The 26,202-nt window shown below is 34.2% G+C and carries 22 protein-coding genes; 5 read left to right on the plus strand and 17 right to left on the minus strand.

Going from position 1 to position 26,202, the window contains the following annotated elements; genetic code table 11:
* Positions 1–13 precede the first annotated feature (13 nt).
* The 8 genes from NNH57_RS02465 to NNH57_RS02500 form a co-directional block, all read right to left on the minus strand.
* Entirely contained in the window at positions 14–895 is an 882-nt protein-coding gene (locus NNH57_RS02465) for a hypothetical protein (RefSeq protein WP_199915434.1), read from the minus strand.
* A gap of 203 nt (positions 896–1,098) precedes the next feature.
* Positions 1,099–1,965: a TolB-like translocation protein gene (locus NNH57_RS02470; RefSeq protein ID WP_108808615.1), complete on the minus strand. Its 867-nt coding sequence runs from the start codon at positions 1,963–1,965 to the stop codon at positions 1,099–1,101.
* A 5-nt stretch (positions 1,966–1,970) separates the two neighbouring features.
* Positions 1,971–3,164 carry a serine hydrolase domain-containing protein gene (locus NNH57_RS02475; protein ID WP_108808616.1) on the minus strand — a complete coding sequence of 398 codons (1,194 nt, stop codon included), beginning with the start codon at positions 3,162–3,164 and terminating at the stop codon, positions 1,971–1,973.
* A 60-nt stretch (positions 3,165–3,224) separates the two neighbouring features.
* Positions 3,225–4,529 (minus strand): serine hydrolase domain-containing protein, encoded by a 1,305-nt coding sequence (locus NNH57_RS02480; RefSeq protein WP_074407775.1) that lies wholly within the window; start codon positions 4,527–4,529, stop codon positions 3,225–3,227.
* The gene (locus NNH57_RS02485) at positions 4,522–6,351 is read right to left on the minus strand and encodes a serine hydrolase (RefSeq protein WP_108808617.1); all 1,830 of its coding nucleotides are present in this window, start codon (positions 6,349–6,351) and stop codon (positions 4,522–4,524) included. The genes NNH57_RS02480 and NNH57_RS02485 overlap by 8 nt, the downstream gene beginning before the upstream one ends.
* A 216-nt stretch (positions 6,352–6,567) precedes the next feature.
* A complete protein-coding gene (locus NNH57_RS02490; RefSeq protein WP_108808618.1) occupies positions 6,568–8,403 on the minus strand; it encodes a serine hydrolase domain-containing protein in 1,836 nt (611 codons plus the stop codon).
* A gap of 137 nt (positions 8,404–8,540) precedes the next feature.
* Positions 8,541–10,361 (minus strand): serine hydrolase domain-containing protein, encoded by a 1,821-nt coding sequence (locus NNH57_RS02495; protein ID WP_108808619.1) that lies wholly within the window; start codon positions 10,359–10,361, stop codon positions 8,541–8,543.
* A gap of 23 nt (positions 10,362–10,384) precedes the next feature.
* Positions 10,385–11,284 (minus strand): DUF5050 domain-containing protein, encoded by a 900-nt coding sequence (locus tag NNH57_RS02500; RefSeq protein ID WP_108808620.1) that lies wholly within the window; start codon positions 11,282–11,284, stop codon positions 10,385–10,387.
* A gap of 256 nt (positions 11,285–11,540) precedes the next feature.
* Between NNH57_RS02500 and NNH57_RS02505 the strand changes: the two genes are divergently transcribed.
* Positions 11,541–13,217 carry a histidine kinase gene (locus NNH57_RS02505; protein WP_108808621.1) on the plus strand — a complete coding sequence of 559 codons (1,677 nt, stop codon included), beginning with the start codon at positions 11,541–11,543 and terminating at the stop codon, positions 13,215–13,217.
* 4 nt (positions 13,218–13,221) lie between these two features.
* Positions 13,222–13,917 carry a LytR/AlgR family response regulator transcription factor gene (locus tag NNH57_RS02510; RefSeq protein WP_108808622.1) on the plus strand — a complete coding sequence of 232 codons (696 nt, stop codon included), beginning with the start codon at positions 13,222–13,224 and terminating at the stop codon, positions 13,915–13,917.
* A gap of 287 nt (positions 13,918–14,204) precedes the next feature.
* On the opposite strand, the gene NNH57_RS02515 is transcribed toward NNH57_RS02510, so the two are convergent.
* Positions 14,205–15,344 carry an alpha/beta hydrolase-fold protein gene (locus tag NNH57_RS02515; RefSeq protein WP_108808623.1) on the minus strand — a complete coding sequence of 380 codons (1,140 nt, stop codon included), beginning with the start codon at positions 15,342–15,344 and terminating at the stop codon, positions 14,205–14,207.
* A 185-nt stretch (positions 15,345–15,529) separates the two neighbouring features.
* Here NNH57_RS02515 and NNH57_RS02520 point away from each other — a divergent pair, with 185 nt between their 5' ends.
* Together NNH57_RS02520 and NNH57_RS02525 are read left to right on the plus strand one after the other, a co-directional pair.
* On the plus strand, positions 15,530–16,528 hold the full coding sequence (locus tag NNH57_RS02520; protein WP_108808624.1) for a sensor histidine kinase: 999 nt from the start codon (positions 15,530–15,532) through the stop codon (positions 16,526–16,528).
* 3 nt (positions 16,529–16,531) lie between these two features.
* A complete protein-coding gene (locus tag NNH57_RS02525) occupies positions 16,532–17,227 on the plus strand; it encodes a LytR/AlgR family response regulator transcription factor (RefSeq protein ID WP_074407767.1) in 696 nt (231 codons plus the stop codon).
* A 131-nt stretch (positions 17,228–17,358) separates the two neighbouring features.
* Here NNH57_RS02525 and NNH57_RS02530 read toward each other — a convergent pair whose 3' ends face one another.
* The 8 genes from NNH57_RS02530 to NNH57_RS02565 all read right to left on the minus strand — a co-directional run bounded on the left by NNH57_RS02530 (position 17,359) and on the right by NNH57_RS02565 (position 24,704).
* Positions 17,359–17,853 carry a hypothetical protein gene (locus NNH57_RS02530; RefSeq protein WP_074407766.1) on the minus strand — a complete coding sequence of 165 codons (495 nt, stop codon included), beginning with the start codon at positions 17,851–17,853 and terminating at the stop codon, positions 17,359–17,361.
* A 98-nt stretch (positions 17,854–17,951) separates the two neighbouring features.
* Positions 17,952–18,500 carry a molybdopterin adenylyltransferase gene (gene mog, locus NNH57_RS02535; RefSeq protein WP_108808625.1) on the minus strand — a complete coding sequence of 183 codons (549 nt, stop codon included), beginning with the start codon at positions 18,498–18,500 and terminating at the stop codon, positions 17,952–17,954.
* A gap of 65 nt (positions 18,501–18,565) precedes the next feature.
* Complete coding sequence (locus NNH57_RS02540) at positions 18,566–19,513, minus strand: GTP-binding protein (RefSeq protein WP_074407764.1); 948 nt, start codon at positions 19,511–19,513, stop codon at positions 18,566–18,568.
* 332 nt (positions 19,514–19,845) lie between these two features.
* Entirely contained in the window at positions 19,846–20,382 is a 537-nt protein-coding gene (locus tag NNH57_RS02545; protein WP_132065868.1) for a hypothetical protein, read from the minus strand.
* A 1,203-nt stretch (positions 20,383–21,585) separates the two neighbouring features.
* Positions 21,586–22,158 (minus strand): cysteine hydrolase family protein, encoded by a 573-nt coding sequence (locus NNH57_RS02550; RefSeq protein ID WP_074407762.1) that lies wholly within the window; start codon positions 22,156–22,158, stop codon positions 21,586–21,588.
* Positions 22,158–22,847, minus strand: coding sequence for a DUF2490 domain-containing protein (locus NNH57_RS02555; protein WP_108808627.1), 690 nt, complete (start codon positions 22,845–22,847; stop codon positions 22,158–22,160). Before NNH57_RS02555 ends, NNH57_RS02550 begins: the two co-directional genes overlap by 1 nt.
* A gap of 106 nt (positions 22,848–22,953) precedes the next feature.
* Positions 22,954–23,664: a LytR/AlgR family response regulator transcription factor gene (locus NNH57_RS02560; protein WP_108808628.1), complete on the minus strand. Its 711-nt coding sequence runs from the start codon at positions 23,662–23,664 to the stop codon at positions 22,954–22,956.
* On the minus strand, positions 23,661–24,704 hold the full coding sequence (locus tag NNH57_RS02565) for a sensor histidine kinase (protein ID WP_108808629.1): 1,044 nt from the start codon (positions 24,702–24,704) through the stop codon (positions 23,661–23,663). Before NNH57_RS02565 ends, NNH57_RS02560 begins: the two co-directional genes overlap by 4 nt.
* 202 nt (positions 24,705–24,906) lie before the next feature.
* Here NNH57_RS02565 and NNH57_RS02570 point away from each other — a divergent pair, with 202 nt between their 5' ends.
* Positions 24,907–26,202 carry a hypothetical protein gene (locus tag NNH57_RS02570; RefSeq protein WP_108808630.1) on the plus strand — a complete coding sequence of 432 codons (1,296 nt, stop codon included), beginning with the start codon at positions 24,907–24,909 and terminating at the stop codon, positions 26,200–26,202.

The raw sequence follows: 26,202 nt of genomic DNA on the forward strand, positions 1-26,202 counted from the left end.
TATACGTTCTGCCCTATTTGGGTCTTAGATTCTCTATAACCTTAGCATCAACCCAATGTCTTTTACCTACATAATAAGTTCTTCCATCTTCCTTTTCTATCCATTCTCCTCTAGTAAAAAATAAGTATTTCCCATCTTGTGTCACCATGGGTGAGCTTTCTTGCATTTCACTATTAATCGCTTGCCCCATATTCATTGAAGGTGACCAAGAGTTCTCTTTATCTTTTTGTTTAAAACTGATATAGAGATCTGCTTGCCCATATCCACCTTCTCGTCTAACATCCCAAATTAAATAAGATTCATCTGGCGCAATAAAGGGATGAGCTATGTATTCCCCTGTATTAATATCGGCATTCATTCTTACTGGATTTTCATACTTGCCGTCTACAAATGGACAATAATAAAGAGAGCCGTTTATGTTCATGTCTTCTTTTTTATATACAGCATAATAATAAGTTCCATTGGATGAAATAGACCAACCATGTGCTTGGTCTTTTAAAAATTCACCTGTACTTTTGGGCTCTGACCAACCAGTGTCTGTCCGTTTTCTATACTCCTTACCAACGTACATCGTATTGCCATCCTCAGAGAATCTTGGCCATTTTAGTTCGGTTTCAGATTCGTTCCCCCAACTATTATTTTCATATCGAATAACAAAAAATGTGCGTTTTTCATATTTCCCATTTTTCCTAGTGAAATAGAATTCCTTCATATCTTGCGAAAACCTGCCACCTTCAAAAAGCCCTTCTGGAGAAAGAATTTTAGGAGCAAATAATTCAGGTGTTAATCCCGGTGGTTTTTGACCAAAATAACGATCTTCAAATACTGGAAAGCTAGAAGCGTTTTCCTTATTACCTTGAGCAAAGGCAGTATGAAGCGATATAGCTAGTGTCAATATAAATAATTTCATTGTTTTCATGTTTTCTTTCTTTGTGTTTGCAATTTATAATTTCAACCCGCCAGCTGGTATCTGCGCTTCGTCTGGCCCAAAGCAATGCTTTGTCCTACTAAAAAGGTCTACTTCCAGCAACATCAACAGGCACTTCATTCAAAAGGTAAATCGTTACCTTTTTCAATCTGTTCTCTATACGTTCCGTCCTATTTGGGTCTAAGATTCTCAATAACCTGAGCATCTACCCAAAATATATCCCCATCTGTGTCTGCTCTATTAAAGAAAAAATATTTTCCGTCTGGAGTTACGTATCCTCCAGATTCCCAAGAACTAGTATTAATTTTATCTCCCATATTGATTGCTACTCCCCAAGAACCATCTTGCTGTCGAAAACTGATATACAGGTCAGAATCACCATATCCACTGTCTTTTTCACTATCCCAGATTAAATAGGACTCATCTGGCGCAATGAAGGGATGGGCTGTCCATTTTCCTGTGTTGACCACTGGCCCCATCTTCTTTGGCACTTGGCGTTTGCCGTCCTTGAGCGTTGATATGCGGATTACATCGTTGTTTTTATAATCGTCAAAAACAAAGGTGCCTTTGGTGGATGCCGACAAGCGCATAATACCCCAGTCTTCCCTGTCAAACATGGGGCCAAGACTTTTCACGGCTGACCAACCAGTCTCGGTACGCTCCATATATTTGCTACCCAAGTGCATGGTTTTACCATCGGGAGCTAAGATGGGTCGACCTACCCTGGGGCCCACCACAGACTCGCTCCATCGGTTATTTTCGGATTTAAAAACAACTAACAGCCATTTTTTATTTTTGACATCTTTCCTAGTAAAATAGAACTCTTTCATGTCGGGTGTGAAGAAAGCGCTAAGGTCACGATGCTCTGTCGAAACAATTCCAGGAGCGAAAACTTCAGGTGTTAAGCCAGGTGGATTTTGCCCAAGATAGGGTCCCTCTAAGAGTGGAAAACTAGGATCGTTTTCCATATTTTCTTGAGCAAAGGCAATATGAAACGATATAGCTAATGTCAATATTAATAATTTCATTGTTTTCATGTTTTCTATTTTTTAATAAAAGCTGGGAGAACTCTTGTCGCTGTTAGTGATACTGAGCTATCAACAGGACGATGAGTAGTGGTCACAACAACGAGATCAAGCGCTTCGATTACATAGATATTTTGTCCGCTACCGCCTCTAGCCGATTTACTGAGGTAGCTTTTATCGCCTGTGGAAAAATCGGCCTGCCACCAGAAATAGCCATAAGCCGTGTCGGAAACACCACTGGTAGTGTCATCATACTCATCACTTTGATTGACAATTTTACTGGTAGATCTTGCAATAAAAGTTTCTGGAACAAGCTGTTCGCCATTCCATTTACCTTTATTGATGACCAAGGTGCCCCATTTGACCATATCGCGTGATGTCATGCTCGAGCGACTTCCCGAGCTTGGCAGGCCACTAACACTTGTCTCCCAGCCATAATTCGTGATGCCCATTTTATCAAGAAGTTCATTTTTGATAAAATCTTTAGCAGTGCCTGGCACGACGGCGTCAATGACTTGCATCACCAATATTGGATCGAATTGATATTTAAAACTCTGAGAATCTGCAGTAATAGGCGCACTATGCTCGAGGTAAGCCTGAACTTGTCCCTGGCCTTTTAACATAGTTGGGGTTTTCTCAAATTCCTCTCTCTGTTCTTTACTGATGCGGATACCAGAACGCATAGTCAACGCCTTGTGTAGCGTGATTTTTTCTGCACCCTCAACAAATTTTGTTGAGTCCAGGTCTTTGAGAAAGCTAACTAACGGTTTGTCTAGATCGGCCATGGACAGATACCCCAACTGGATAGCACGACCGAGTGCCAAACTGGTGTAAGCTTTAGTCGCTGATGCTTGTGGGTGCGGTAGATTGATACGACCACGTGAATAATAGGATTCAAAGATTAGCTTACCCTTATGGGCAATAAGAAAGCTGTCGAAATTACCATATTTATGGTCGGCGATCTCTTGCGCTAGGGTAAGAATCATCGCTTTATTGCCACCATCGATGCCTAATTTACCCACGCGGATACCGTCTTTTTTATCGGTTGGCGCTACATCGATAAAGGCTTTTTTGAGTTCAGGAATATCTCTGAATGAGAGTGTGGCTTCGGCAGCTGTAGCTTCTGGAGCGAGGTTATCTTTTTGTTGAGCAAAGCTATTTTGTGTTAGTACAAGAAGAATTAAAAGTAGTAGTCCTGTTTTGTTTTTCATGATTTATAAATATTTTTTAAGGTCTAGATATTTGATGTACTGTATCCTTTGTAGATCATTTTATTCAAGATCAAACAGTCCAGATTTGGAAAGCTGTCGAGAAATGACATGAAGTTGATTGCTTTGACGATCAGTATTGGCAGTTCCGAAATATGCAATAACCAAATCTTTCGAAGGTGATATATAAAGCCCTTGACCTCCATGTGCACCTTTATAAAAATCGCCATCCTCGTATACTGCAGCCCATTGATAACTGCTATATTTCTTTTCTTTTGGATCCCGTGACTTATTGAGGTTTTTATTTACATTCCGAATTTTTGATAAATGTGCATCAGAAATTATTGGATTGGCACCCTTTCTACCACTAGGGGTAAAAGCAAAACCAAATCTAGCAAGGTCTCGAAGTGTTGTTGACATACCATCGGCATATGAAATAGAGGTCCCATTAGTATTGGTTCCTAAAAGGGCACTATATTCTGATCCTATCTTTCTCCATATTTCCTGTTCCACAAAATCTTGAAAGGTAAGACCACTAATTTTTTCGATTAGTAGCGTTAATACCATAGCATCAGCATTCGACCATTGGTACTCCGTTCCTGAAGGCTTGATTGATTTCGCAGTAGCTAAATCTTTAATTGGGTCAAAACTTACCTCATAGGTCTCCAATGGGACACGATCTATTCCGGAACTCATAGAAAGAATATCAATTACTGAAACACCTTCCCAACCTGAACCCTTAAGAGCATCAAAATAGTAATCAATAAGTTTGCTAGTATCGATTAAACCTCTATCTTCCAAAATTGCAATTGAAGTACTCACAAAGACTTGGGTTATTACCATATTAATATGCAAATCGGTTGGGAACATTCTCGGATAGCCCTCAAAGACGATTTTTCCTTTATGAATTATAATTAACCCATTAACTTCTACTTGCTGCACATAGTCATTTAATGATAACCCACCTCCTTTTTTTAAATCTGTTGTGGTAATAAAATTTTTTACATCATCTCTTGGCGCTTCTTCAAGAATTTTTGGTGTATCTGATCTAAGTATGCGTGAGTGTTCCTTTATTTGGGAGAAGTTTAAATAAAAATACCGTTCCAAATCGCCGTATTCGGTCCAATTGCCTCCTTCGTAAATACGTTTATGGAATGCATAAATTTCTTCTTTTGTAAATCCGGAATAATTATACGTTTCATATTTTGGACTTGTAGTGCTTAAGACATTAGAGTTCTTTTTTGGCTCGTTTTTACATGAAAGAAAAAGAAGCATTAAAAGTAATAGTCCTGTTGTTGTTTTTATAGTTTTTACTTGTTTCAAATTATTAGTTACCATTTTTCCTTCCTTTTTAATAGTTTCATTCACTTTTTTGTAATTCGGTAAGCTTATGTCTGGTACCGTTATTTTGAGGATTTAATTCAAGTGATTTAGTATAATTTAAAATTGCCAGATCAGTTTCTCCGGTTTTCATACAAGCTTCTGCATAACTATCGTATACTTTATAACTATCTGGATAGAGCATCATATTCACTTTGAAAACATCTTGTGATAATTTCATTCTATCCTCATGGAAAAAATCATAGCCTAGATCATTTAAATAGTTTTGAGTAACTGTAAGATAAGTTGGGTCATGTTCTTTTAAGGCCCTATATGCATTAAGTGCCTTGTCAAAATCACCTTCAAGAAGGAATTCTACTGGTTCTTTTTTATCAATATTCATCTTAATAAAAGTTGAAGTTATTGCTCCATCGTTTCTATTTAGGTAAAGTAAATTCACTGTTTCATTTTCAGTATCAGGTTTGAATTGCATAAGTCGACTAGAATTTCTTCTAACAAAACTACTATCTGATACTTTGACTAGTTCCTCAGCTTCTAGGTCAAGTATATTTTTATAGAGGAGTTGATTGTCCTTTTGAAAAACTTGAACAATCCTACCATTGGAGATATATCTACCAGTAATTTTATCGACTAAAGACTGTTCAACTTCTATTTTTTTATGTATTGGAACAAACTTATCCCAATCATACGCCAGGGCTACAGAGCGCATCACTTCTGCATTAAACTCCGGAAAAGTAGAATTAGTGAACACTACCACACCATACCCTTTATCTCTATGAGCCATAATCTCTGCATAAAAACCTGTATTCCATCCGTGATGTCTTAAATAGATTTCATCATTTCTATTAAAAAGTTGAAACCCTAAGCCCAATGTAAATGACCAACTAGAATTACGCACTCCATATGGTGTCCCCATTAGTGCTGTCAGATCTTTTGATAATCCTTTGGTACGCTTACCTTTTAGGGTTTGCTGTACGTTGGTTATAAATTTTGCATAGTCCTCGGCAGTTGTCCATAATCCAGTTGAAGCCAATGCAGGATCAATCTTTCTTCCTCCTTTTACCTTAGAACCATCTTTTAAATAACCTGTTGCTACCTTAGTTAATTGCTCTGTAGTAAGTGATAAGTTAAACGTACTGTTGTTCATTTCTAAGGGTTTAAGCACTAATTCATTCATAACATCTGGGAATGTTTTCCCTTCAACATCTAGTATCATTTGCTGAATAGGCACATAGCTTGCATATGCAAAACGAACACTTTCGCCAGGCTCTTTATTTACTGTAATGGGCTCATTTTTAGCTGGAGAAATCCCGTTTAAAATCTCTAAAAGTGTTGGGGTTTTTTCATTTATATTGTATGATCCCGTTCCACGCGGATGTATTCCAGCAGAGTGATTCAAAAGGTTTTTTATAGTAACTTTCTTTTCTTTGGTAAATTCATTTTCTGGTACTTTCCAGGATGTTAGATAACTGTTGACATTTTCATCTAAGTCTAATTTATTTTGTTCTACAAGACGTAATGCACCGTAGGCTGTTACCGGCATACTAGTTGCTGCTGCCTGAAAAAGCGTTTCTTTTGTTACAGGAATTTTACTTTCTTTATCCACGACACCGTAACCCTTTGCCCAAGCAATTTCACCATTATGTATGACTGCAATACTCACACCCGGAATGCCATAGTGTTTCATACGTTCTTCTATAGACCATGTCGAATCACCGGCTATGTATACCCGAGTTGTGAGACCAATTTCTACCTTTTTAATGATATCAATTGTAGTATCGGTATTTGATTCTTCTGCACAGGATTGAAAAAGAATTATGGTTAAAAGAACCGAGATCATATTTTTCATATAATGATTTTTTTATTGAATGATTGATTATTAAAAGGCTTTACTTTAATTATATGTTGAATAAAAATATAGCATAATCCATGTTTAATACCTTAAATAGGATAAACACAACAATTAAATGATAAAACCATTTCGTCATTGATATACCGCTTTTATAAAGAAATTATGAAGATTTGTAGGTGTAGATCGTATATATATATTAGATTAAAGTTGGCTTCATTCACTTTTTTGTAGTTCATTAAGCTCATGCCTGGCATGGTTATTTTGAGGATTTAATTCAAGTGATTTAGTATAATTTAAAATTGCCATATCAATTTCTCCAATTTTTGCGCAGGCTTCTGCATAACTGTCGTATACTTTATAACTATCTGGATAGAGCATCATATTCACTTTGAAAACATCTTGTGATAATTTCATTCTATCCTTATGGAAAAAACTATAGCCTAGATCATTTAGATAGCCTTCAGTAACTGTAGGATAAGTTGGGTCATGTTCTTTTAAGGCCCTATATGCATTAAGTGCTTTGTCAAAGTCACCTTCAAGAAGGAATTCTACGGGTTCTTTTTTACCTGTATTCATCTTAACAAAAGTTGAAGCTATGGTTCCATCGTTTCTATTAAGATAAAGTAAATTGAGCGTTTTATTTTCAGAATTTGGCTTGAATTGCATAAGTCGACTAGAATTTCTTTTAACAAAAATGCTATCCGAGACTTTGACTAGTTCTTCTGCTTTTACATCAAGTATATTTTTATAGAGCAGTTGATTGTCCTTTTTAAAAATTTCTAGAATCCTGCCATTGGCCAGATATCTACCAGTAATTTTATCGACTAAAGATTGTTCAATTTCTATTTTTTTATGTACCGGAACATAATTATCCCAATCATATGCCAGGGCTACAGCGCGAATCACTTCAGCATTGAAAGCTGGAAAAGTGGAATTAGTGAACACTACCACGCCATAACCTTTGTCTCTATGAGCCACAATCTCAGCATAAAAACCTCTATTCCATCCATGATGCCTTAAGTAGATTTCATCGTTTTTATTAAGAAGTTGAAACCCTAACCCCCATGTAAATGACCAACCAGAATTACGCACTCCATATGGTGTACCCATTAATGCTGTCATATCTTTTGATAATCCTTTAGTATTCTTACCTTTTAGGGTTTGCTGTATATTGGTTATAAATTTTGCATAGTCCTCGGGAGTTGTCAATAATCCAAATGAAGCCATTGCAGGATAGATATTTCTTCTACCTTTTACCATAGAACCATCTTGCAAATAACCTGTTGCTACCTTCGTTAACTGCTCTGTGATAAGCGATTGGTTAAACGTACTGTTTTTCATTTCTAAGGGCTGTAACACGAGTTCATGCATGATCTCTGGGAATGTTTCCCCCTCAACATCCAGCATCATTTGTTGAATAGGCACATAGTGTTCATATTCAAAACGAATACTTTCACCAGGCTCTTTATTTACGGTAATTGGCTCGTTTTTAGCTGGATAAATTCCATTTAGTATCTCTACAAGTGTTGGAGTTTTTTCATTTATATTATATCTATATCCTCCTATTCTACGAGGATATATTCCAGCAGAATGATTTAAAAGATTTCTTATTGTTACTTTCTTTTCTTTAGTAAATTCATTTTCCGGTACTTTCCAAGATTTTAAGGAGCTGTTAATATTTTCATCTAAGCCTACTTTATTTTGTTCTACAAGACGTAATGCGCCATATGCCGTTACAGGAATACTCAATGCTGATGCTTGGAAAAGTGTTTGTGTCGTTACCGGGGTTTGACTTTCCTTATCCATCACACCGTACCCTTTTGTCCATGCAATTTCACCATTATGTATGACTGCAATACTCACACCCGGAATGCCATAGTGTTCCATACGTTCTTCTATAGACCATGTCGAATCACCGGCTATGTATACCCGAGTTGTGAGACCAGTTTCTACCTTTTTAACTAAATCAATGGTAGTATCAGTATTTGATTCTTCTGCACATGATTGAAAAAGAATTAGGATGAAGAGAACTGAGATACTGTATTTCATATTAATAATTTTTTTATTGAAAGATTGATTACTAAGTGGCTTTTGGCTTTACATAAATCAAATGTTGGATAAAACTATAGCATAATCCATGTTTAACACTAGCCGTAAATCACTATTAAATTAGATTAAAGTTGGTTTCATTCACTTTTTTGTAATTCGTTAAGCTTATGTCTGGTACCGTTATTTTGAGGGTTTAATTCAAGTGATTTAGTATAATTTAAAATTGCCAGATCAATTTCTCCAATTTTCACACAGGCTTCTGCATAACTTTCGTATACTTTGAAACTATCTGGGTAGAGCATCATATTCACTTTAAAAACATCTTGTGCTAATGTCATTCTATCCTCACGGAAAAAACTATATCCCAGATCATTCAAATAGTCTTCAGTAACTGTAGGATAAGTTGGGTCATGTTCTTTTAAGGCCCTATATACATTAAGTGCTTTGTCAAAGTCACCTTCAAGAAGGAATTCTACTGGTTCTTTTTTATCAGAATTCATCTTAACAAAAGTTGAAGCTATTGTTCCATCGCTACTATTAATATAAAGTAAATTGAGCGTTTCATTTTCAGAATTTGGCTTGAATTGCATAAGTCGACTAGAATTTCTTCTAACAAAACTACTATCTGAGACTTTGACTAGTTCTTCTGCTTCTACGTCAAGGATATTTTTATAGAACAGTTGATTGTCCTTTTGAAAAACTTCTACAATCCTACCATTGGCCAGATATCTACCAGTAATTTCATCTACTAAAGACTGTTCAATTTCCATTTTTTTATGTACAGGGAAATAATTATCCCATTCATAAGCAAGGGCAACAGAACGAAACACTTCAAAAACAAAAGATGGAAGAGGGGTATTGGTTAACACAACTACACCATATCCATTGTCTCTATGAGCCGTCATTCTACTATAAAACCCTGTACTCCATCCGTGGTGTTCAAAGTAGACTTCATCCTTCTTATTGTAAATTGAAAAGCCCAGTCCATATTGTCCATAACGATTTTTTGCAGATGGTGTAAGCATTAATTCTGTCATATCTTTTGATAATCCTTTGTTACTCTCATCTTTTAGGTTTTGTTGTATGTTGACTACAAATTTTGCAAGATCCTCTGCAGTTGTCCATAATCCGTTTGAAGCCAATTCTGGATAGATATGTCTTTTACCTTTTACCATAGAACCATCTCGTAAATAACCCGTTGCTGCTATCGGTAATTGCTCTGGGCTAAGAGATTGATTAAACCTACTGTTGTTCATTTCTAAAGGCTGGAGCACTAATTCATTCATTAGCTCTGGGAATTTTTTACCTTCAACATCCATCATCATTTGTTGAATGATCGTATAGCCACCAGCTGAAATCCAAAGATTTTCATTAAGTGCTTTATCTACGATGATTGGATTTGAATTGGCTGGGGAAGCTCCATTTAATATTTCTATAAGTGTGGGTACAGGAGAACTTTTACTATATCCTTGAAAATCGTGCACGTTTATTCCAGCAGAATGACTCAAAAGGTTTTTTATGGTGACTTTCTCTTCTTTGGTAAATTCACTATCAGGCAATTTCCAGGATTTTAAATAACTGTTAATATCTTCACTTAAAGTTACTTTATTTTGGTCTACAAGACGTAATGCACCATATGCAGTTAAAGACATACCAATTGTTGATACCTGGAATAGTGTTTTATCAGTCACAGGAACTTTGCTTTTGGTATCCATTACACCGTATCCTTTTGCCCAGGCAACTTTACCATTATGTATTACCGCAATACTCACACCCGGAATGCCATAGTGTTTCATACGTTCTTCTATAGACCATGTTGAATCACCGACTATATGTACCCGAGTTGTAAGACCAGTTTCTACCTTTTTAATTAAATCAATGGTAGTATCAGTATTTGATTCTTCTGCACAGGATTGAAAAAGAATTAGGATAAAGAGAATTGTGATACTATTTTTCATATTTATAAAATCTTAACAGCTGTTTATTTAATGATTTTTAACCATGCAGCCTGTCCTCCATTGGATATAATTTTTTTTACTGAAGAGCCATCCTTATTCATACTATAAATCGTAGATATTCCATCCGTTTTTGAAATAAAGATTAGTTGAGAACCATCAGGTGACCAGGATGGCATAGAATCACGAACATCATTATATGTCAATCGCTTTTGATTAGAGCCATTTATATCCATGACATAAATTTCAAAGTTTCCATCTCTATCAGACATAAAGGCAATTTGCTTACCATCAGCAGAAACATCTGGATGCCATTCTTTAGCACCATTATGTGTTAGCTGAATGATATTTTTTCCATCAATGTCTGCTATACTTATAGCACTACTCTTATCTTCGAATTCCCAAGAAAAGACAATTTTACCGTCTGGAGTAAAATAAGGGTTACTCCCTTTTAGTGACTTTATTTGAGTTTGTTCACTACCATCTGAATTCATGATCCAAATTTCGGGATGCCAAACCCCTTCAGCATCTTTATACTCTCTTGCAAAAACAATTTTTGTTCCATCTGGAGACCAATCAGGAGCATTATCCCATTTATTTTTTGCATGAGTTAATCGTTTTCTATTCGTGCCATCACTATTCATTGTATGAATAGACCAAGTCTTTTTGTCATCATATTTTGCATAAAAAGCAATACGTTTTCCATCAGGAGACCAAGCTAGGTAGCCACCTTTCTCATTTGTACTTTTAATATTTGATTTACCTTCAGTATTTTTTTGATAAATTTCTATAATGCCTGATGATAATGATGTATAACCAATTGTACAAGATTTTGATTTGTCACTTTCCTGACAAAAAGCAATCAAGCCAAGTAACAAAGTCACAAAGGTTAAGGTTTTTACTTGTTTCAAATTATTAGTTTTCATATTTTCTTCCTTTTGTATATTTAGAGCGTCTCTTCAGGTTAAGTCAATTTTTTTTTGCAACTATCAGGATACAAAGTGATTTGGAATAGACTCTTTTGTCAGTGTCAATGTATTTTTCATGGTTTTTTATCGTACAAAAGTTGTATTTTTCTCTCATGAATTCAATGCAAAATTTGCCAACTGCTCTATGTATTAATGAACTACTCAAAGAAATTATCTGATAATGATTAGCTTAGATCTGTAAAACCACTTCAAAATGAACTTGAGATTTTTGCCTTGTTTTCTTCTAGTATTGCTACTTGTGACCTCTTGCTCTCAAAGTTCTATTTACAAGAAATACGAGACTGTATTGCAGGTTGGAGATCAACAAGAATGGGCTTCGAAGAACTTGAATGATCAGGACTGGAGAAAACGCATAAGATTAGTGCCAGATGGTAAGGTTTTCTGGTCCAGAACTAAAATTGATATTTTAAAGACCTCGGAATCATTACACCCATATGGTATTCAGTTACATGCCTATGGAGAGTATGAGGTTTTTTGGGATGGAGTATTGATTGGGAAAAATGGTAACCCCGGACAAGAAGCAATACTTGGCCCTGAAGGTAAAATGTGGGTTACTTTTAGTATTCCTACTCATCTAACAGAAGAGGGAGAACATCTATTGGCACTACGATCAAGTCTTTATTATTTTCCAGATCATACAAGAATAAAGGTGCTAGAGATAGACTATTATGATGATATATTAATCGACCGGTTGATAGAATCTTCCTATATGCATCTTTTTGCAGGAGCCTTTCTTATCGCCTCTTTCTATTTTCTGTTTCTGTTTCTAAGCGATAAAAAGGAATATACCACACTAATTTTCAGCATTAGCTGTTTTCTCTTTTTTATTCTGATCTTGACGGAGTTCAGTAAAGCATATGTACCGATTCATTACAGTCTTCATGTCATACGTCTTCAGATCATAAGTTTTCTAATGTTCGGAATCTCTTTTTTGATTCCGTTCTATTTTTCAATGCAGTTTCCTTTCCCCAAACGAAAATTACTACTGACTATTTATACGGGCGTTCTATTATTCTTTTTCCTATCAAAACATGTCATCGAATTAACTACCAATAATATGGCTTTGAGCATGTGGGTTTTTTCATTTGGAATTGTGGTGTTTGGGGTTTATAAAAAGATGAAAGGTGCTCGTCTCGTACTGTTGACCCTTCTACTATCCGTGCCTATAGGTTTTGTCACTCCCTTTAACAAAAGCCTATTTGCAGGTTTCAGTCTTATCCTTCTGGGTATGTTTTATTTACTCTCTCTCAGAATCAAAGAACAACGCCTGGCTTATGAAAATTCTTTAGTTCAATCCACGCGCTTGCGCCTAGAACTACTTAAAAAGAATATTCAACCTCATTTTTTAATGAACACCTTGACATCATTGATAGATTGGGTGGAAGAAGCACCTCAGAAAGGAGTTTTGTTTATAGAAGCGTTAGCCAAAGAATTTGATCTTTTTAACCAGATAGAAAATCAAACATTGATCCCCATTTCACAAGAAATAGAACTATGTCTTACGCATCTTGAGATTATGGAGTACCGGAAAGAAATAAACTATTCCTGGGAAGATGAAGGCATAGACGCTGAGCAAAAAATACCTCCTGCAATTCTTCACACCCTACTGGAAAATGGAATTACACACAGTTTACCTCTAGAAGATAATAGTATTAAATTTAAACTTATTTTTGAATCGAATAGCCATTATAAGTGTTATACATTTTTAACGTTTGCTGCTGTTGAGGAGCGAGCAACAAATAATGGAGAAGAAGGTACAGGACTGAAATACATAAAGGCTCGACTTACAGAGAGTTATCATTCGAAATGGGGTTTTACCTCTGAACCAACAAATCATGGTTGGAAAAACACCTTAAAAATTTATTCCTGAGAATATGAACATTTTAATCGTTGAAGATGAATCAAGAATAGCCAAAAGAATTGAACGAATGACACGTGATATTTTTGGCGATGCCTTACAATCGCTAACCCATATTAACAGACTCCACAAGGCATTGGCGTATATTGAAACTCATTCATTGGATCTCGTTCTTCTGGATCTGAATCTTAATGGTGAGAATGGTTTTGATCTGCTTACTACAGTAGTTTCTCAATCCTTTCATACAATAGTTATTTCCGCCTACAAAGATCAGGCAATTACTGCTTTTGAATATGGGGTTTTAGATTTTGTACCTAAACCATTTAACAGAGATCGGTTGAAGCAGGCTTTCAATCGGACTATCACAAAAGAAAAACCAGAAAATAAAATCAAATATTTAGCTGTAAAAGGAAGACACAGGATACAGCTCATACCTATTGAAGATTTGCTTTACATAAAAGGAGCTGGTGTCTATACCGAACTCTTTCTTGCAAATGGAAAAAAAGAATTACATGATAAATCGCTCGAAAAGCTAGAACAACTGTTATCGCCTACTTTTGAACGTATTCATAAATCATACTTAATGAAGATGTCTGAAATAAAGGAAATTGTCGTAAAATCCGGCAGCAAATATATGGCCGAGTTAAAAAATGGAGAACTTATCCCTATTGGAAGAACAAAGTACAAAGATATAAAAGCGAAGTGGCTTTAAACATCTTATTGATGTATACCCGAGTTGTGAGACCATTTTCTACTTTTTTAATTAAATCTACTGTAGTATCAATATTTGATTTTTTTGCACAGGATTGAAAAAAAATGATGAGAAGGAAGATTGTACACTTTTTTTCATTACTAATACTTTTTTAAGAAATTCTTCTTTTGATTTCATTTATGTTCAGTCGTTAAGGAGTTTGATGCTTCTATAGATCTTCTTCGGATCTGAGGTGCTCAAAAACCTGAGTGCTCACCCAGTAGATCTTTGATGAGCAAATCCAGATTTTAATTTTTGAGTCTTTGAAGCCATCTTTTAGCAAGTGAAAAATCCGGATCAATTGTCAGTGCTTTTTCGAACATGACCCTAGCACTTTCTAGCTGACCTTGAGCTTTGCGCACAAGACCCATTCCGAAATAAGATTCCTTCCCTTCAGGGTACACTTCTAAGGAATATTGAAAGATTTCTTCTGCGGCAATTAAATTCTTACTTCGTATCGTGTGAAAACCAAGGTTAAATATGACCGATATAGGTGTCTTGATTTCATACCCGTATCGTTTTGATAACCTATCGAAATGTTGTGTTACTTTATCCAATGATTCCAGATTTTCACCGGGATTGAAGGGATTGAAGTCGGGATATAACGTAAGAAGAAACAGTGTGAAATCCATCGCTGGTACATGACCCTGGTTCTCCAATTCATCCACTTTATAGGTAAAACTTTCTGGTTTATTCTCAGTTAAAACACGAGTGAATTCAGAAACGTGATTTGTTAATCCCTCATCATCGCTGTAAATGATGTGTAGAAATCTGTTTTTCGAAAGCGTTTTTAACGAACCTGATTTTATTTTTTGTTGAAGCACTTCTGGTATAACCATAAGGGATGGACTACTTGCAAAGTAGCCATTAAACAGAAGGGGGTTGTTGAGTAGCGTGTAAACAGTGAAAAAGCCACTGTTAGAACCGCCAAAAAGGACTCTGAATGGAGCTGTCCGGTATTTATTATCAACGTGCGGCATCAGCTCTGTCTCAAAAAAATTAATATAATTATCCGGAATTGTTGTGTCTTGATTTTCCCTTGTTGGCAACAAAATACGATTTCCTTCGGGTAAATCTATTCCAATAAGTATCATCTCAGGAATTTGTCCCTCGCCCATGTAGTCTAGTGTAGAAGCTAACATGGCGAACCGAGCTCGGTAATCTGAACCCAACATATACAGCACGGGATAGCTTTTCCTGGAACTATCGTAGTTCTCAGGTAAATGGATTGATAGTGGAATAGTTTTGTTTAACACTTTTGACTGAAGTGAAGATATTTCGCCTAAGGTAACTACTGGTTCATCAGGGTCGTTTTCTGCCTTTTCCTGAGCAAAGACAGTGTTTAACACTATAATACATATTAATGTTAATAATTTAGTAATTTTCATATTTACTCTATTTTTATTACTTGCAATACTAAATTATCGTATAACTTATGTTTAACAACATAAATATGATAAACGCAAAAGTTAAATGACAAAATCATTTCATCATTGATATATAGCTTTTGTAAGAAATTATAGTAACTGCTGGGTATAGATAGTATCTTTATACCCTTTTAAGAAAAACATATATGTTTAATAGGTCCATAAAGAATACCATACTCATTAATATAGGAGCCTTCTTGCTGGTTTTTATGCTTGAAACATTGAGTAATTTGTTTTTTAAAGATAATTTTGAGACTAGTTATTTATTTTACGCACATGGACTTAATTATACTTTTATGATTATGGGTTTCATTTGGGTAAATCATTTTATTCTTATTCCTTTTTTCCTAGATAAGAAAAGGTATTTTATATATGGAATACTACTCATAGGGAGTTTACTTATTTTTTCCTACTTAAGAACAAATAATTGGTCTGGCACTTCTAAAATATTCTTCTTTCTTCTTTATACAACAGGAGCTGGTATGGCTGTTTTTTTCTTAAGAAGAAACATGATCATCCAAAAAGAAAATGAGGAGAAAGAAAAATTGCAAAAAGAAATGGAGCTTACCTATTTAAAAGAGCAGGTGAATCCTCATTTTTTGTTTAATTCATTAAATAGTATTTATTCACTAGCTAGACAGCAATCGCCAGAAACTCCTGATGTTGTAATGCAGCTCTCAGAATTAATGAGGTATCAATTAGAGAGTTCTAAAAAAAACACCGTTTTATTAAAAGAAGAGTTGGAGTTTATAGAAAATTATTTGTTACTTGAAGAAAAAAGACTAAGTAAACGTTGTACTATTGAATTTTTAATTAGTGGAAATTTATTAGAGTTAAGGATTGCTCCAATGCTACTCATCCCATTTGTTGAAAATGCTGTGAAACATGGCGCACAAAGTACGAATGAACACAGTACAATTGATGTTTCTGTCTCTATAAAAAACACCACCCTCTATTTTTGTGTAGTTAATTCTAAGCCTCGTATGGTTCCTGCATCCAAAAGAGAAGGACTGGGTCTTGAAAATGTGAGAAGACGTTTAAATCTATTATATCCTAATTCTTACGTATTAAAAATTGATGATGTAGAAAAACTATATCGTGTAAATTTGTCTATCGATTTAACAGCTTCAATAGTAAAAAAATAGTTAATGATTAAAATTGGTATCATAGATGATGAAATACTAGCACGTAAAGTGTTAGAAGATTATTGCTCTAAAATTGACAACTTTGAATTAGTATTAAGTACGGGGAATCCACTTGAATTTGTTAATTTCACTCAGCAAAATGAAGTTGATCTCATTTTTCTTGATATAGAAATGCCAGAACTTAATGGCATGGAAATTTTACGTTCTATGATAAACCCACCTAAAGTTATTTTAACTACGGCTTATTCTGAGTATGCATTAGAAAGTTATAATTATGGAGTGGTAGATTATTTATTGAAACCTGTAAAAATTGAACGCTTTTTGAAAGCAATAAACAAAGTTTCAACTTCAAAAATAATTGAACCGAAAAAAAATAGTGGAAATGAAGAACTTCAAATAAAACATGATGGAATGCCCGTTAATATTTCGTTTAAATCAATTCTGTACATTCAAAGTTTTGGGAATTATTTGAAAATTTTTACAGATTCAAGAATGTATCTGATCTCTGAAACACTTACTAATATCACTACCTTATTATCTGAAAATTTCCAACGCACACATAAATCATACATTTCCAATTTAGATAGAGTTACAAAAGCAACCAGAACATATGTATTAATTGAAAATAATGAAGTCCCTGTGAGTGCTACGTATAAGGTTATTGTTTTTGAAAAATTGAAAATTTTATCAAAGTCATAATATAGTTTATTCTAGTTCTAGGGTATAATTCTTAGTCATCGGGTTGTAATAGGATTGCGTTGTTATACATGGATAGCATAGATTTGCAATCCGTGCTTTTAAAATTCAAAATAAATGTAAAACAACAATCACTAAATATGCTGTTGTAGATTTATGTATGCTAAATATGAATGGTACGTATGAATTGAAGCAAAAAGTATAGATGCTAAAATATAAATCAAACTTATCCTTGGAATAGGAATAATTGATTGTGTACCAATCATTGCAATTCCAATAAAAATAAAGATGGTTGTATATGCAGGAGCCATAAACCCTATTAAACTTCTACTCCATAAACTATCACTAAAGTAAATCTGTAAAATCCAAGATAAAAAATAAATTAGAAGAGCACCTAAGTAAACTACTAATCCTATTTTTTGAGTTTTAGTTTGAAAAGAAAGTATCATTAATAGTGGGAGAAGGAAGATGATTATTCTTAGAATATTTTCAGTTATATTTAGCCAAAATGGAATGTCATCCCAAATATCTTTAGATGTATAGCCTTTGGGAAGATATCTATAAAAAGCTATATTCCATATAAATAAGGGTAATACAAGTAAAAAGCAATTAAGTAAGTACTTTGACATTTTTTTAGGTTTAACTTCAGTTTATTTTGTCAACTTTTGAATCACTTTAAAAATAATCTTTCCTCAAAACACAAAAAAGGCATTGCGTTTACACAGTGTTAACTGTTGGTTTTTATCTTATTCTTTGGTCTAAATGGCTTTATAATATCTTCATTACATTCTAAAAATGGTCCATCCATTAAATCTATACAATATGGAACAGCTGGAAAAACGGCACTCAAACACTCTCTTATTGATTTTGGTTTTCCAGGAAGATTAATTATTAAACTTGATTTTCTTAGGCCGGCAGTTTGTCTTGAGAGGATAGCAGTAGGTACATATTTTAATGATTCTGATCTCATAAGCTCTCCAAATCCAGGCATCATGCGATCACATACGGCTTCGGTAGCTTCTGGTGTGACATCTCTTTTAGAAGGACCTGTACCTCCTGTCGTAATTACTAAACAGCAATTTTGATTATCAACCATATCAATGATTGTTTTTTCTATCAAATCTTGTTCATCTGGAATAATTTCGTGCAAATCTGTCCATTCAGAATTCAAATATTCATTTAGAGTATCTATAATTGCTTTTCCACTCTCATCTTCATAAACCCCAGCACTAGCTCTATCGCTAACTGTAATAATTCCTATTTTGGTTTTCAACATATCTTTACTATAAGCTTCTTTGTTTATAATTATTGGCTTAAGCTAACGACTTGTACAAACCTTTTTTAATAAGGTTTATATTTTGTTGTAGCGTGTTTAAATTCATTTTCATTCTGTTGTAATAGGCTCATTTTGATTGCTTTTTCAAGTAGTTTAGGTTCACTCCCAGGGCCTATAGTTAGAAGTTTTGATCCTGTTATTGGGACTCCATTAAACGGTCTAACATGTACTTCACCATTTGGAGTTCGTTCAAAATAGGTGTACCCTTCTTCATTTCCAATTTGAGTACAGCCTTTCACACGTAGAATACTCTTTGGAAGTGTATTACAAATATCATAAATGCAATTTGAATTCGGTAAACTTGGCAGATCAGTAGAGCAGGAAGACCAATGCGTTTTAAGATGTTCAAACTTTTGAGCATTGTTTTTAGATGGGGAGAGTTTAGGAATAAGTGAAACATCAATCTTATCCATGTTTATGATTTCTGCTAATGGGTTGAGTTTATGTAATTCTTTAACTACAAAGGTTAGCCTGTCCAATGGTATATTTTCAATATGCGTTAATACAATCAAAGAAGATACCTGAATCTGATTTGCTTCAAGTTCATTATGTTCTCCTCTTTTTTGCCAATTTTTAACATCAACAACCGATATTTGAACAGGTGGTAGAAACCGATCGTTGAGACCAACTCCAAGAAAGCTCATGAGTGAACAGGCATCAGAAGTACCGTTAGCTTCGATAAGCGTAATTCCATTAGTTCGCTTAGGAATTCTATTGACAAAATCTCTAAGTTCATTTATGCCACTACAACAAATACAACTACCACTAAGTGCCCTAACTTGTTTAGGTTCTATTTGCTCGATAAATTGTTGGGCATCAAGATTTGCATTTTCATAATCATTAAGAATAATAAAAGGCTTCCAACCTTTGTCAATATAACCGATCATCAAGTGTTTTAATAATGTGGTTTTTCCTGCTCCCAAAAAACCAACAACTGTAATAATAGCTTCCATGTCTTTTCAGTACGTGTTTTTATTATTTTTCGTATACACTATACAAATATTCCTATTCTGATAGCGTGGATTTATAATCCATGCTTTTAAAATTTAAAATAAATTTAAAACAACAATTTCTAATTTATGATCTAAATCTGGATAATTTTTAGCAGAACAAAAAAAATAAAAAATAATCACATCTATAACTGGATTATTATAGATGTACTTTAACAAAAAAAACAGTCACAATAAGTGATTGTTTTGATATTCTGGTATGTTTCATGGATTATAAATCCACGCCATCGGGGTTACAAATCCGCGTTATCGGACTACTCGATTGTAGCACGTTTTCATTTCAGTCGATTAAACAATTTATTCTCATTTAAGTGATCAATAAACTCCTCACAAATTACATTGAGTTTTATAATCGCAAGATTATTATTTGATTTGTGATTTATATTGTCATTATCTGGTTTTGTTGTCAAGTCGTATTTGTCAAAATTTTTATCAAATTCAGTTGAGTCTTGATAAAACCAATAGTATCTTAATGGTGAGTGACTTTGCGAAGAAGAGAACGAGTATGTTTTTCCGTTCGCAATACTGTCAGGTTTCATTTTATACCTCTGTACTTCTTGGTTTTTTAATTTGGTAAAATTTGATTTATAGAAATCCATAATTTTTGATCCCGATAGTTTTGTGCAATTGAACCCACCACAATTATCATACTTTTTTATCCACGTATCGTTTCCGCTTTTCCAAAATCCGTACATCGTAAAATAATATCCGTTTTCATTGCAACTGTTTGGGTCTTTTAAATCAATGATTCGAACAGTTCCATAAGTTATGTGTTTGACCATAAAAAAATCCGAAATATTTTCTTTTTTCATTTCCGATTTAAATTCCGCAATTAATAATTCCGTCGGATCGTTTTTTTCTTGTCCGAATGACAGATTAAAAATCAGAAGTAGAACGATTATTAGTGATTTCCCCATTTTCTTTAATGTGTTACAACAACGTTATATATGCAATAGTACACATATACCCGTTTGTACTTATTTATAATCGTTTGTAAATATTTGTATGTATTATACAGTAAAGATATCACGAAATATCTGAAACAAAAACATATATATAACCATACATCAACCATTTTGTTTTAATTAAAAATATACCCCACAATTATATATTTAAGAATCACTATAAATTATATTATAATCACCAGATTATACTTAATAAAAATCATATGATATTTTAGTATCATCATAGTGTTGGTTGTTGTGTCTTATATGGTGATAATTTATTTGTTAATGGTAACTTTTAAATAAACTATGGAGATCAACACATCTATTGCGGGGATCAATGAGAATAGTATATCATACTTTTCTGTATGAGCTAATATATCCTATAAATCGATCCGGATTGCTTTTAAAATATACTTGCCGGTATCTCGTATTTCGTCTACAGCTTCTTTTAAATGCGTATATGACTGGTTTCTTATTTTTACAACATCACTGCTCTGTTTTATGGCACTATTTACCTGGGCGAGTAGTTATGCCATCTCTCTAGAAAGTTGTTCGGCATGATCTAATTTCTGTAGATCAAAATTTATACTTTTTAGCTTGGGTATATTAGATTTTCCCAAAACACTAAGACTATTAAGATCCTGTATCAAATCTGCATAGCTTTTTCCTTTAGCAATATCTCTAATAGCACTTATAAGTTCTTTATGATTACGAAATGTATACCTAAAACCGGCTAATACCTCTTTACGTAACTCATATGCTATCGGGAGTTTTTGTTTCCATTCTGTTTGAAATTCTTCCTGGCCGTTTTTTCTTCTTATCCATAAGGATTACGCATATCGTAACGCTCCTGTACGTTTTGTGAGATCACCTACATAACGCTGCCAATCAAAGTTGATGTTAAGAAAATCTTCTTTATCCTCCTGTACCCATAGATATAAATCTTCAGCTTCCTAAAGATATACATCTATTAAGATATTGGCGATCTTAATATTTGCAGATGGGATCGCTTGTAGTATTGCAAGTTTATTTTCATAATTGTGTTTAGACATCACACAGGTTTTTAGCTTAACTTAGAACATTAAGAAGTGTTTCTGTAGATACAATTGTAGCGAATTCATCTTTTAAACTTGCTATTGCAGTATCATGGATTAATTGTGCACTATATTCTTGTCCATTAGCACCTGTCTTATTAAAAGTAGCAACAGCATCTTCAATCAAATAAGTTTTAAATCCAAAATTACCAGCCATCCTGGTAGTGGTCGATACACAGTGATCTGTAGTTAATCCTATAATAACCAGCGTATCTATATTGTTGTGCTCTAATTGTTCTTTAAGATCAGTTCCTATAAAAGCACTATTCACATCCTTTTCGATAATGGGTTCATGTGCTAGCGGAGTATTAAAATCCATAAAATCATTACCTACATTACCTTTGGCCAGGGGAGAAGCAGGGGTAGTAGAGCAGTGTTTTACATGAAATACAGGAAGATCATGGGTCCTCCAAAATACTAGGAGCTTTCCCATATTGGTTTCTGCATCAGGATTGTTACGCTCTCCACCCCAATACGCAGTATCTTCAAACCCTTTCTGAATATCTATTAGCAATAATGCCGGAGTATTATCTTTTGAAATCTGCATTAGTTTTTTTCCTTTTTTCTAAAGTCAGTATTATAGATTACTCCTAACTGTAATCGATCATAATTAACACCGGTAAAATGATTTTTGAGATATCCCAGCTGTATGCTAAAATTAGATTTTACATTATACCCTACAGCACCGTATAATCTATTTTGACCAAAAATGGGCTCTTGTAGATTGATAAATACTTCGTCATAAACATTTAGAAACCATTTTTGATTAATTGGGTAAGTGAGTTGTAAACGATATCGTGCTCTATGCTCGGTAAAATCATCATTCTGCGTACTGATAAATCGTTGTTCGAGACGGTATCGATGTTCGAATTTAAATTTTCCTACAGTATTCGTCAAAATAAACTGTTCGAAGATTCGATGCTCATTTGTGTTTTCTTCACCAGGAGTATCTTCAAATGTACCATCGGTGCTAATAAATCCGTATCCCAGAGTGGCTATTGCTTTATCGCTCATATGGTAATTTAATCCTGTTCTTAGTAGTAATTGATTAAAACTTGAAGCAACTTCATAAAATCGAAATTGCGCTTCAGAATGGATACTAAGTTTATCACTTACACGATTTGTCCCAAAATACATGTACCAGGCTCCCAACTCATTTTCGCCATTGTCCTGGGCATTAGAAAAATTAAATGTTGCAAATACTAATAGAAAGAGAAATAAGATCTTTGTGTTCATAATGTAGAATACGTTTTTGAGTTTTTTCCAAAATTAATAAAGTAATTCTGTTGAAAATCTAATTTAATGTGAAAACTGGCACAAATTTAAAATAAACTATTATCCTTTATAACTTTCTTTTGCTAATCATTTCAAAAAAAGCTTTGCGATAGGTATCACTTATCGGTAATGTTTTATTATGAATATAAACATGAAGAGAATCTGTCTTGATAATGTGATTGATAGAAACGATGTAGGATTTATGTACCTTAATAAAGGTAGTAGAAGGGAGGGTGCTTTCTATATGTTTTAAAGTGCTATAGGTAATAATTTGATTATTTAATAAATGAATCGCTACATAGTTTTTTAACCCTTCTATATATAGGATGTCGTTTAGATACACTTTTTCATAGTTGTTTTTACCGTCTGTTTTGATAAATACGTATTCCTTTGTAGCTGTAGTAGTATGAGAAAACTCTTCTTTTTGTTTCACCTTAAGAACGGCCTGGTAAAAACGATCAAATTCGAAAGGTTTTAGTAAATAATCCACGGCATTGAGGTCATATCCTTCTATAGCAAATTGCGGATAGGCCGTAGTAAAAATAATCTGTACTTTATCTTTGATGATTTTTGATAATTGAATACCAGATAAATCTGGCATCTGAATGTCTAGAAAAACTAAATCAATAGCATCACTTTCGATATGTTTTAGTGCCTCGAGAGCTTTTGTAGTACTAGCAATACACTCTAAAAAAGAAACTTTTTCTACATAATTTTCTAACAAACGTATCGCAGGCGGTTCATCATCTACAATAAGGCAACGTAATGATGTATTCATAATGGTATTTTTAAATAGGCCTCAAAATAAGGCTTTTCTTCTTTACGGTATACTACGAAATCATTTTTGAAAAGAGCAGTTAACCTCTTATGAATACTTGCATATCCTATTCCTTGGTCTACATATTTTTCTGAAGTAGCAATTTTGTTTATAGTGCTGATTTCAATAGCATTTGGATGAATGGTAATGGTAATATTTGCTCTGGAAGAGGTATCATTAACAATCCCGTGTTTAAAAACATTCTCGATAAAATGAATCAATAACATGGCAGGTATTTCTTGATCTGTTATAGTACCATTTACCTGGTAATCTACTGCCAGATTATCTTCATAACGCTTTTGAAAAAAGTAAATATAATCTGCAATAAACTTAAGATCCTTTTTCAATAGTATTTTATCCTGTTGGGTCTCATAGGTCACAAATCGTAATAAATCTGAAAGTCTGTGAATATCTGCTGCAATTTTAGGCTGACTTTCTATAAGTAATTCTGAGTAAAAGCTGTTGAGTGTATTAAAAAGGAAATGCGGCCCTAATTGCGATTTAAGTAACCTTAATTCGGCCTTTTTATTTTCGATTTTTAATTGATGGATTGCTTCTTTATGATCTACAAATCGAAAAAAAAGATATATGGCCGTACTAAACAACAAACTTTTAGAGGCATAGTACGAGTTGTCAAATACATAATACCCAAAATGACGAAAGTTATCTCCGTAATTATGAAACCCGGTAATAGAATAGAGTATCACTTCTTCTAACAAATAGCGAATGCCTGCATATAGAAACGCCAATAGAATTATACCAAGGCAGTATTGTACAATACGTTTTCGCGACAGCATAAGCGGGCATAATACTTTATAATTAATCACATAAATGCTGAAAAAAGTAATATACATTGTGATTCCGAATAAGAATATAGGGTATTCAAAATAGTCTGCCCAACTTGTTTTCTGCTTGTAGATATAATCTCCGTAGATATCCATTATAATAATTAGCACGCCAAGCAGCATATGGTATCTCCAACGGTATTTAAATACGATCATGATTCAAAAATAATATTTTGAATATGTAATCTATACGTTTCTGGTTACAAAGGCCTTTTTCTTTATACAAAACCGGTAAACCATACAACCAAATATTAAATAGTGCTGTTATCCCTTTTTTGTCAGGTAGATATCCAGAGAAGTGTAAACCTGTGATCTGTTATACCAGTATCGTCTTTTTTTGCTTTAAAATCGAAAAACAATGAAATCACTTATTACCCTAGGTACTATTGTACTGTTACTATTCTTTTCTTGTAAAGAGAAACCAGTAGATACTGTTGCGGCCAAAGCAGAGAAAATAAGTCCGACACCCGTTATAGATGCATCGTATATCGCTACAAAGACAGCGTATTTTACAGTTGCAGATACTGCTATTGTTGGAGAAGGCCGTGCAATACTAGAGCGTATTATTTCTAAATCACAGTTTGTGATGTTTGGAGAACGCCACGGATCAAAAGCTACCTCGCAATTGATTACAAAACTCATCCCCATGTTACACGAAGCTGGATTTAATCATACCGCTTTTGAAGTAGGTCCGTACTCGGCAAAAAAATTGGTGACCCTTACTACACCGCCATCAGCTACAGTAAAGAACCTCAAACAGTTTATCACACAATATGCTCTCGAAGAAGATCATCAAATTCCGATCCCTTTCTTTGATGGTCTAGAAGATGCCTATTTTCTTCAGGCAATTCGCGAACGTAATATGAACATCTGGGGACTCGATCAAGAGTACTACTCATCTACATTATTTTTTGTGGATGAGCTACTCACTTTTGTTACCGATACTCCAGACTATGCTATTATCAAATCAGAAAAGGAACAGGCTTCTAAAATTATTGCCTCCTGGTATACAAAAGATAATGTACCAGGTGCAGAAATTAAGCTTTTTGAAGAAATCCAAAAAGAACCTGCTGTGCAACAATATTTAAATCGCTTTCGCGGAAATGAGAACACCAAAAAGATAATTAAAGACTTAGAAATTAGTTGGGATATTTATACTCGTTGGCGAGAAGATTCGCATGCAGACCGCATAAGCTATATGCGTAATAACTTTTTAACACATTACAACAAAGCATTACAAGCAGAATCAAATCCTAAAGTATTCCTGAAATTCGGAAATCTACATGCTTCAAAAATTTTAACGAATGGTTGCTATGACCTGGGAGATCTGGTTACTCAACTTGCCAAAGAACGGGGTGGTAAAGCCACTATCATAAATACATGGCACCGTTTTTATACTAATGAAAAAGGAGAAGAATTAGATTACTTAGAAAAATACGCTTCTTACTATAAACGTCTGCGAGATTTTATGAGCCTGGCAAAACGGGATCAATGGACCATTATTGATTTAGAAACCATACGTAGTGACATTAGAGAAGGGCGTATAAGATTACCGGTAAATGGTGATTACCATAAGATGAAGAGTTTGATCGATGGGTATGATTATCAACTCATTCTACCGATAGACAAAAGAGTAACCCCAAACAAAAACTAG

Origin of the sequence: Aquimarina spinulae (assembly GCF_943373825.1) — a bacterium.
GTDB classification, from domain to species: Bacteria; Bacteroidota; Bacteroidia; order Flavobacteriales; family Flavobacteriaceae; genus Aquimarina; species Aquimarina spinulae.

Excerpts from the sequence above, each read along its gene's own strand:
- NNH57_RS02530 (WP_074407766.1), bottom strand. The coding sequence starts at position 17,853 with ATGTCAAAGTACTTACTTAATTGCTTTTTACTTGTATTACCCTTATTT.
- mog (WP_108808625.1), bottom strand. The coding sequence starts at position 18,500 with ATGTTGAAAACCAAAATAGGAATTATTACAGTTAGCGATAGAGCTAGT.
- NNH57_RS02515 (WP_108808623.1), bottom strand. The coding sequence starts at position 15,344 with ATGAAAATTACTAAATTATTAACATTAATATGTATTATAGTGTTAAAC.
- NNH57_RS02545 (WP_132065868.1), bottom strand. The coding sequence starts at position 20,382 with ATGAAAAAAGAAAATATTTCGGATTTTTTTATGGTCAAACACATAACT.
- NNH57_RS02470 (WP_108808615.1), bottom strand. The coding sequence starts at position 1,965 with ATGAAAACAATGAAATTATTAATATTGACATTAGCTATATCGTTTCAT.
- NNH57_RS02540 (WP_074407764.1), bottom strand. The coding sequence starts at position 19,513 with ATGGAAGCTATTATTACAGTTGTTGGTTTTTTGGGAGCAGGAAAAACC.
- NNH57_RS02510 (WP_108808622.1), top strand. The coding sequence starts at position 13,222 with ATGAACATTTTAATCGTTGAAGATGAATCAAGAATAGCCAAAAGAATT.
- NNH57_RS02500 (WP_108808620.1), bottom strand. The coding sequence starts at position 11,284 with ATGAAAACTAATAATTTGAAACAAGTAAAAACCTTAACCTTTGTGACT.
- NNH57_RS02555 (WP_108808627.1), bottom strand. The coding sequence starts at position 22,847 with ATGAACACAAAGATCTTATTTCTCTTTCTATTAGTATTTGCAACATTT.
- NNH57_RS02475 (WP_108808616.1), bottom strand. The coding sequence starts at position 3,164 with ATGAAAAACAAAACAGGACTACTACTTTTAATTCTTCTTGTACTAACA.
- NNH57_RS02495 (WP_108808619.1), bottom strand. The coding sequence starts at position 10,361 with ATGAAAAATAGTATCACAATTCTCTTTATCCTAATTCTTTTTCAATCC.
- NNH57_RS02490 (WP_108808618.1), bottom strand. The coding sequence starts at position 8,403 with ATGAAATACAGTATCTCAGTTCTCTTCATCCTAATTCTTTTTCAATCA.
- NNH57_RS02485 (WP_108808617.1), bottom strand. The coding sequence starts at position 6,351 with ATGAAAAATATGATCTCGGTTCTTTTAACCATAATTCTTTTTCAATCC.
- NNH57_RS02550 (WP_074407762.1), bottom strand. The coding sequence starts at position 22,158 with ATGCAGATTTCAAAAGATAATACTCCGGCATTATTGCTAATAGATATT.
- NNH57_RS02570 (WP_108808630.1), top strand. The coding sequence starts at position 24,907 with ATGAAATCACTTATTACCCTAGGTACTATTGTACTGTTACTATTCTTT.
- NNH57_RS02520 (WP_108808624.1), top strand. The coding sequence starts at position 15,530 with ATGTTTAATAGGTCCATAAAGAATACCATACTCATTAATATAGGAGCC.
- NNH57_RS02565 (WP_108808629.1), bottom strand. The coding sequence starts at position 24,704 with ATGATCGTATTTAAATACCGTTGGAGATACCATATGCTGCTTGGCGTG.
- NNH57_RS02560 (WP_108808628.1), bottom strand. The coding sequence starts at position 23,664 with ATGAATACATCATTACGTTGCCTTATTGTAGATGATGAACCGCCTGCG.
- NNH57_RS02505 (WP_108808621.1), top strand. The coding sequence starts at position 11,541 with ATGAACTTGAGATTTTTGCCTTGTTTTCTTCTAGTATTGCTACTTGTG.
- NNH57_RS02525 (WP_074407767.1), top strand. The coding sequence starts at position 16,532 with ATGATTAAAATTGGTATCATAGATGATGAAATACTAGCACGTAAAGTG.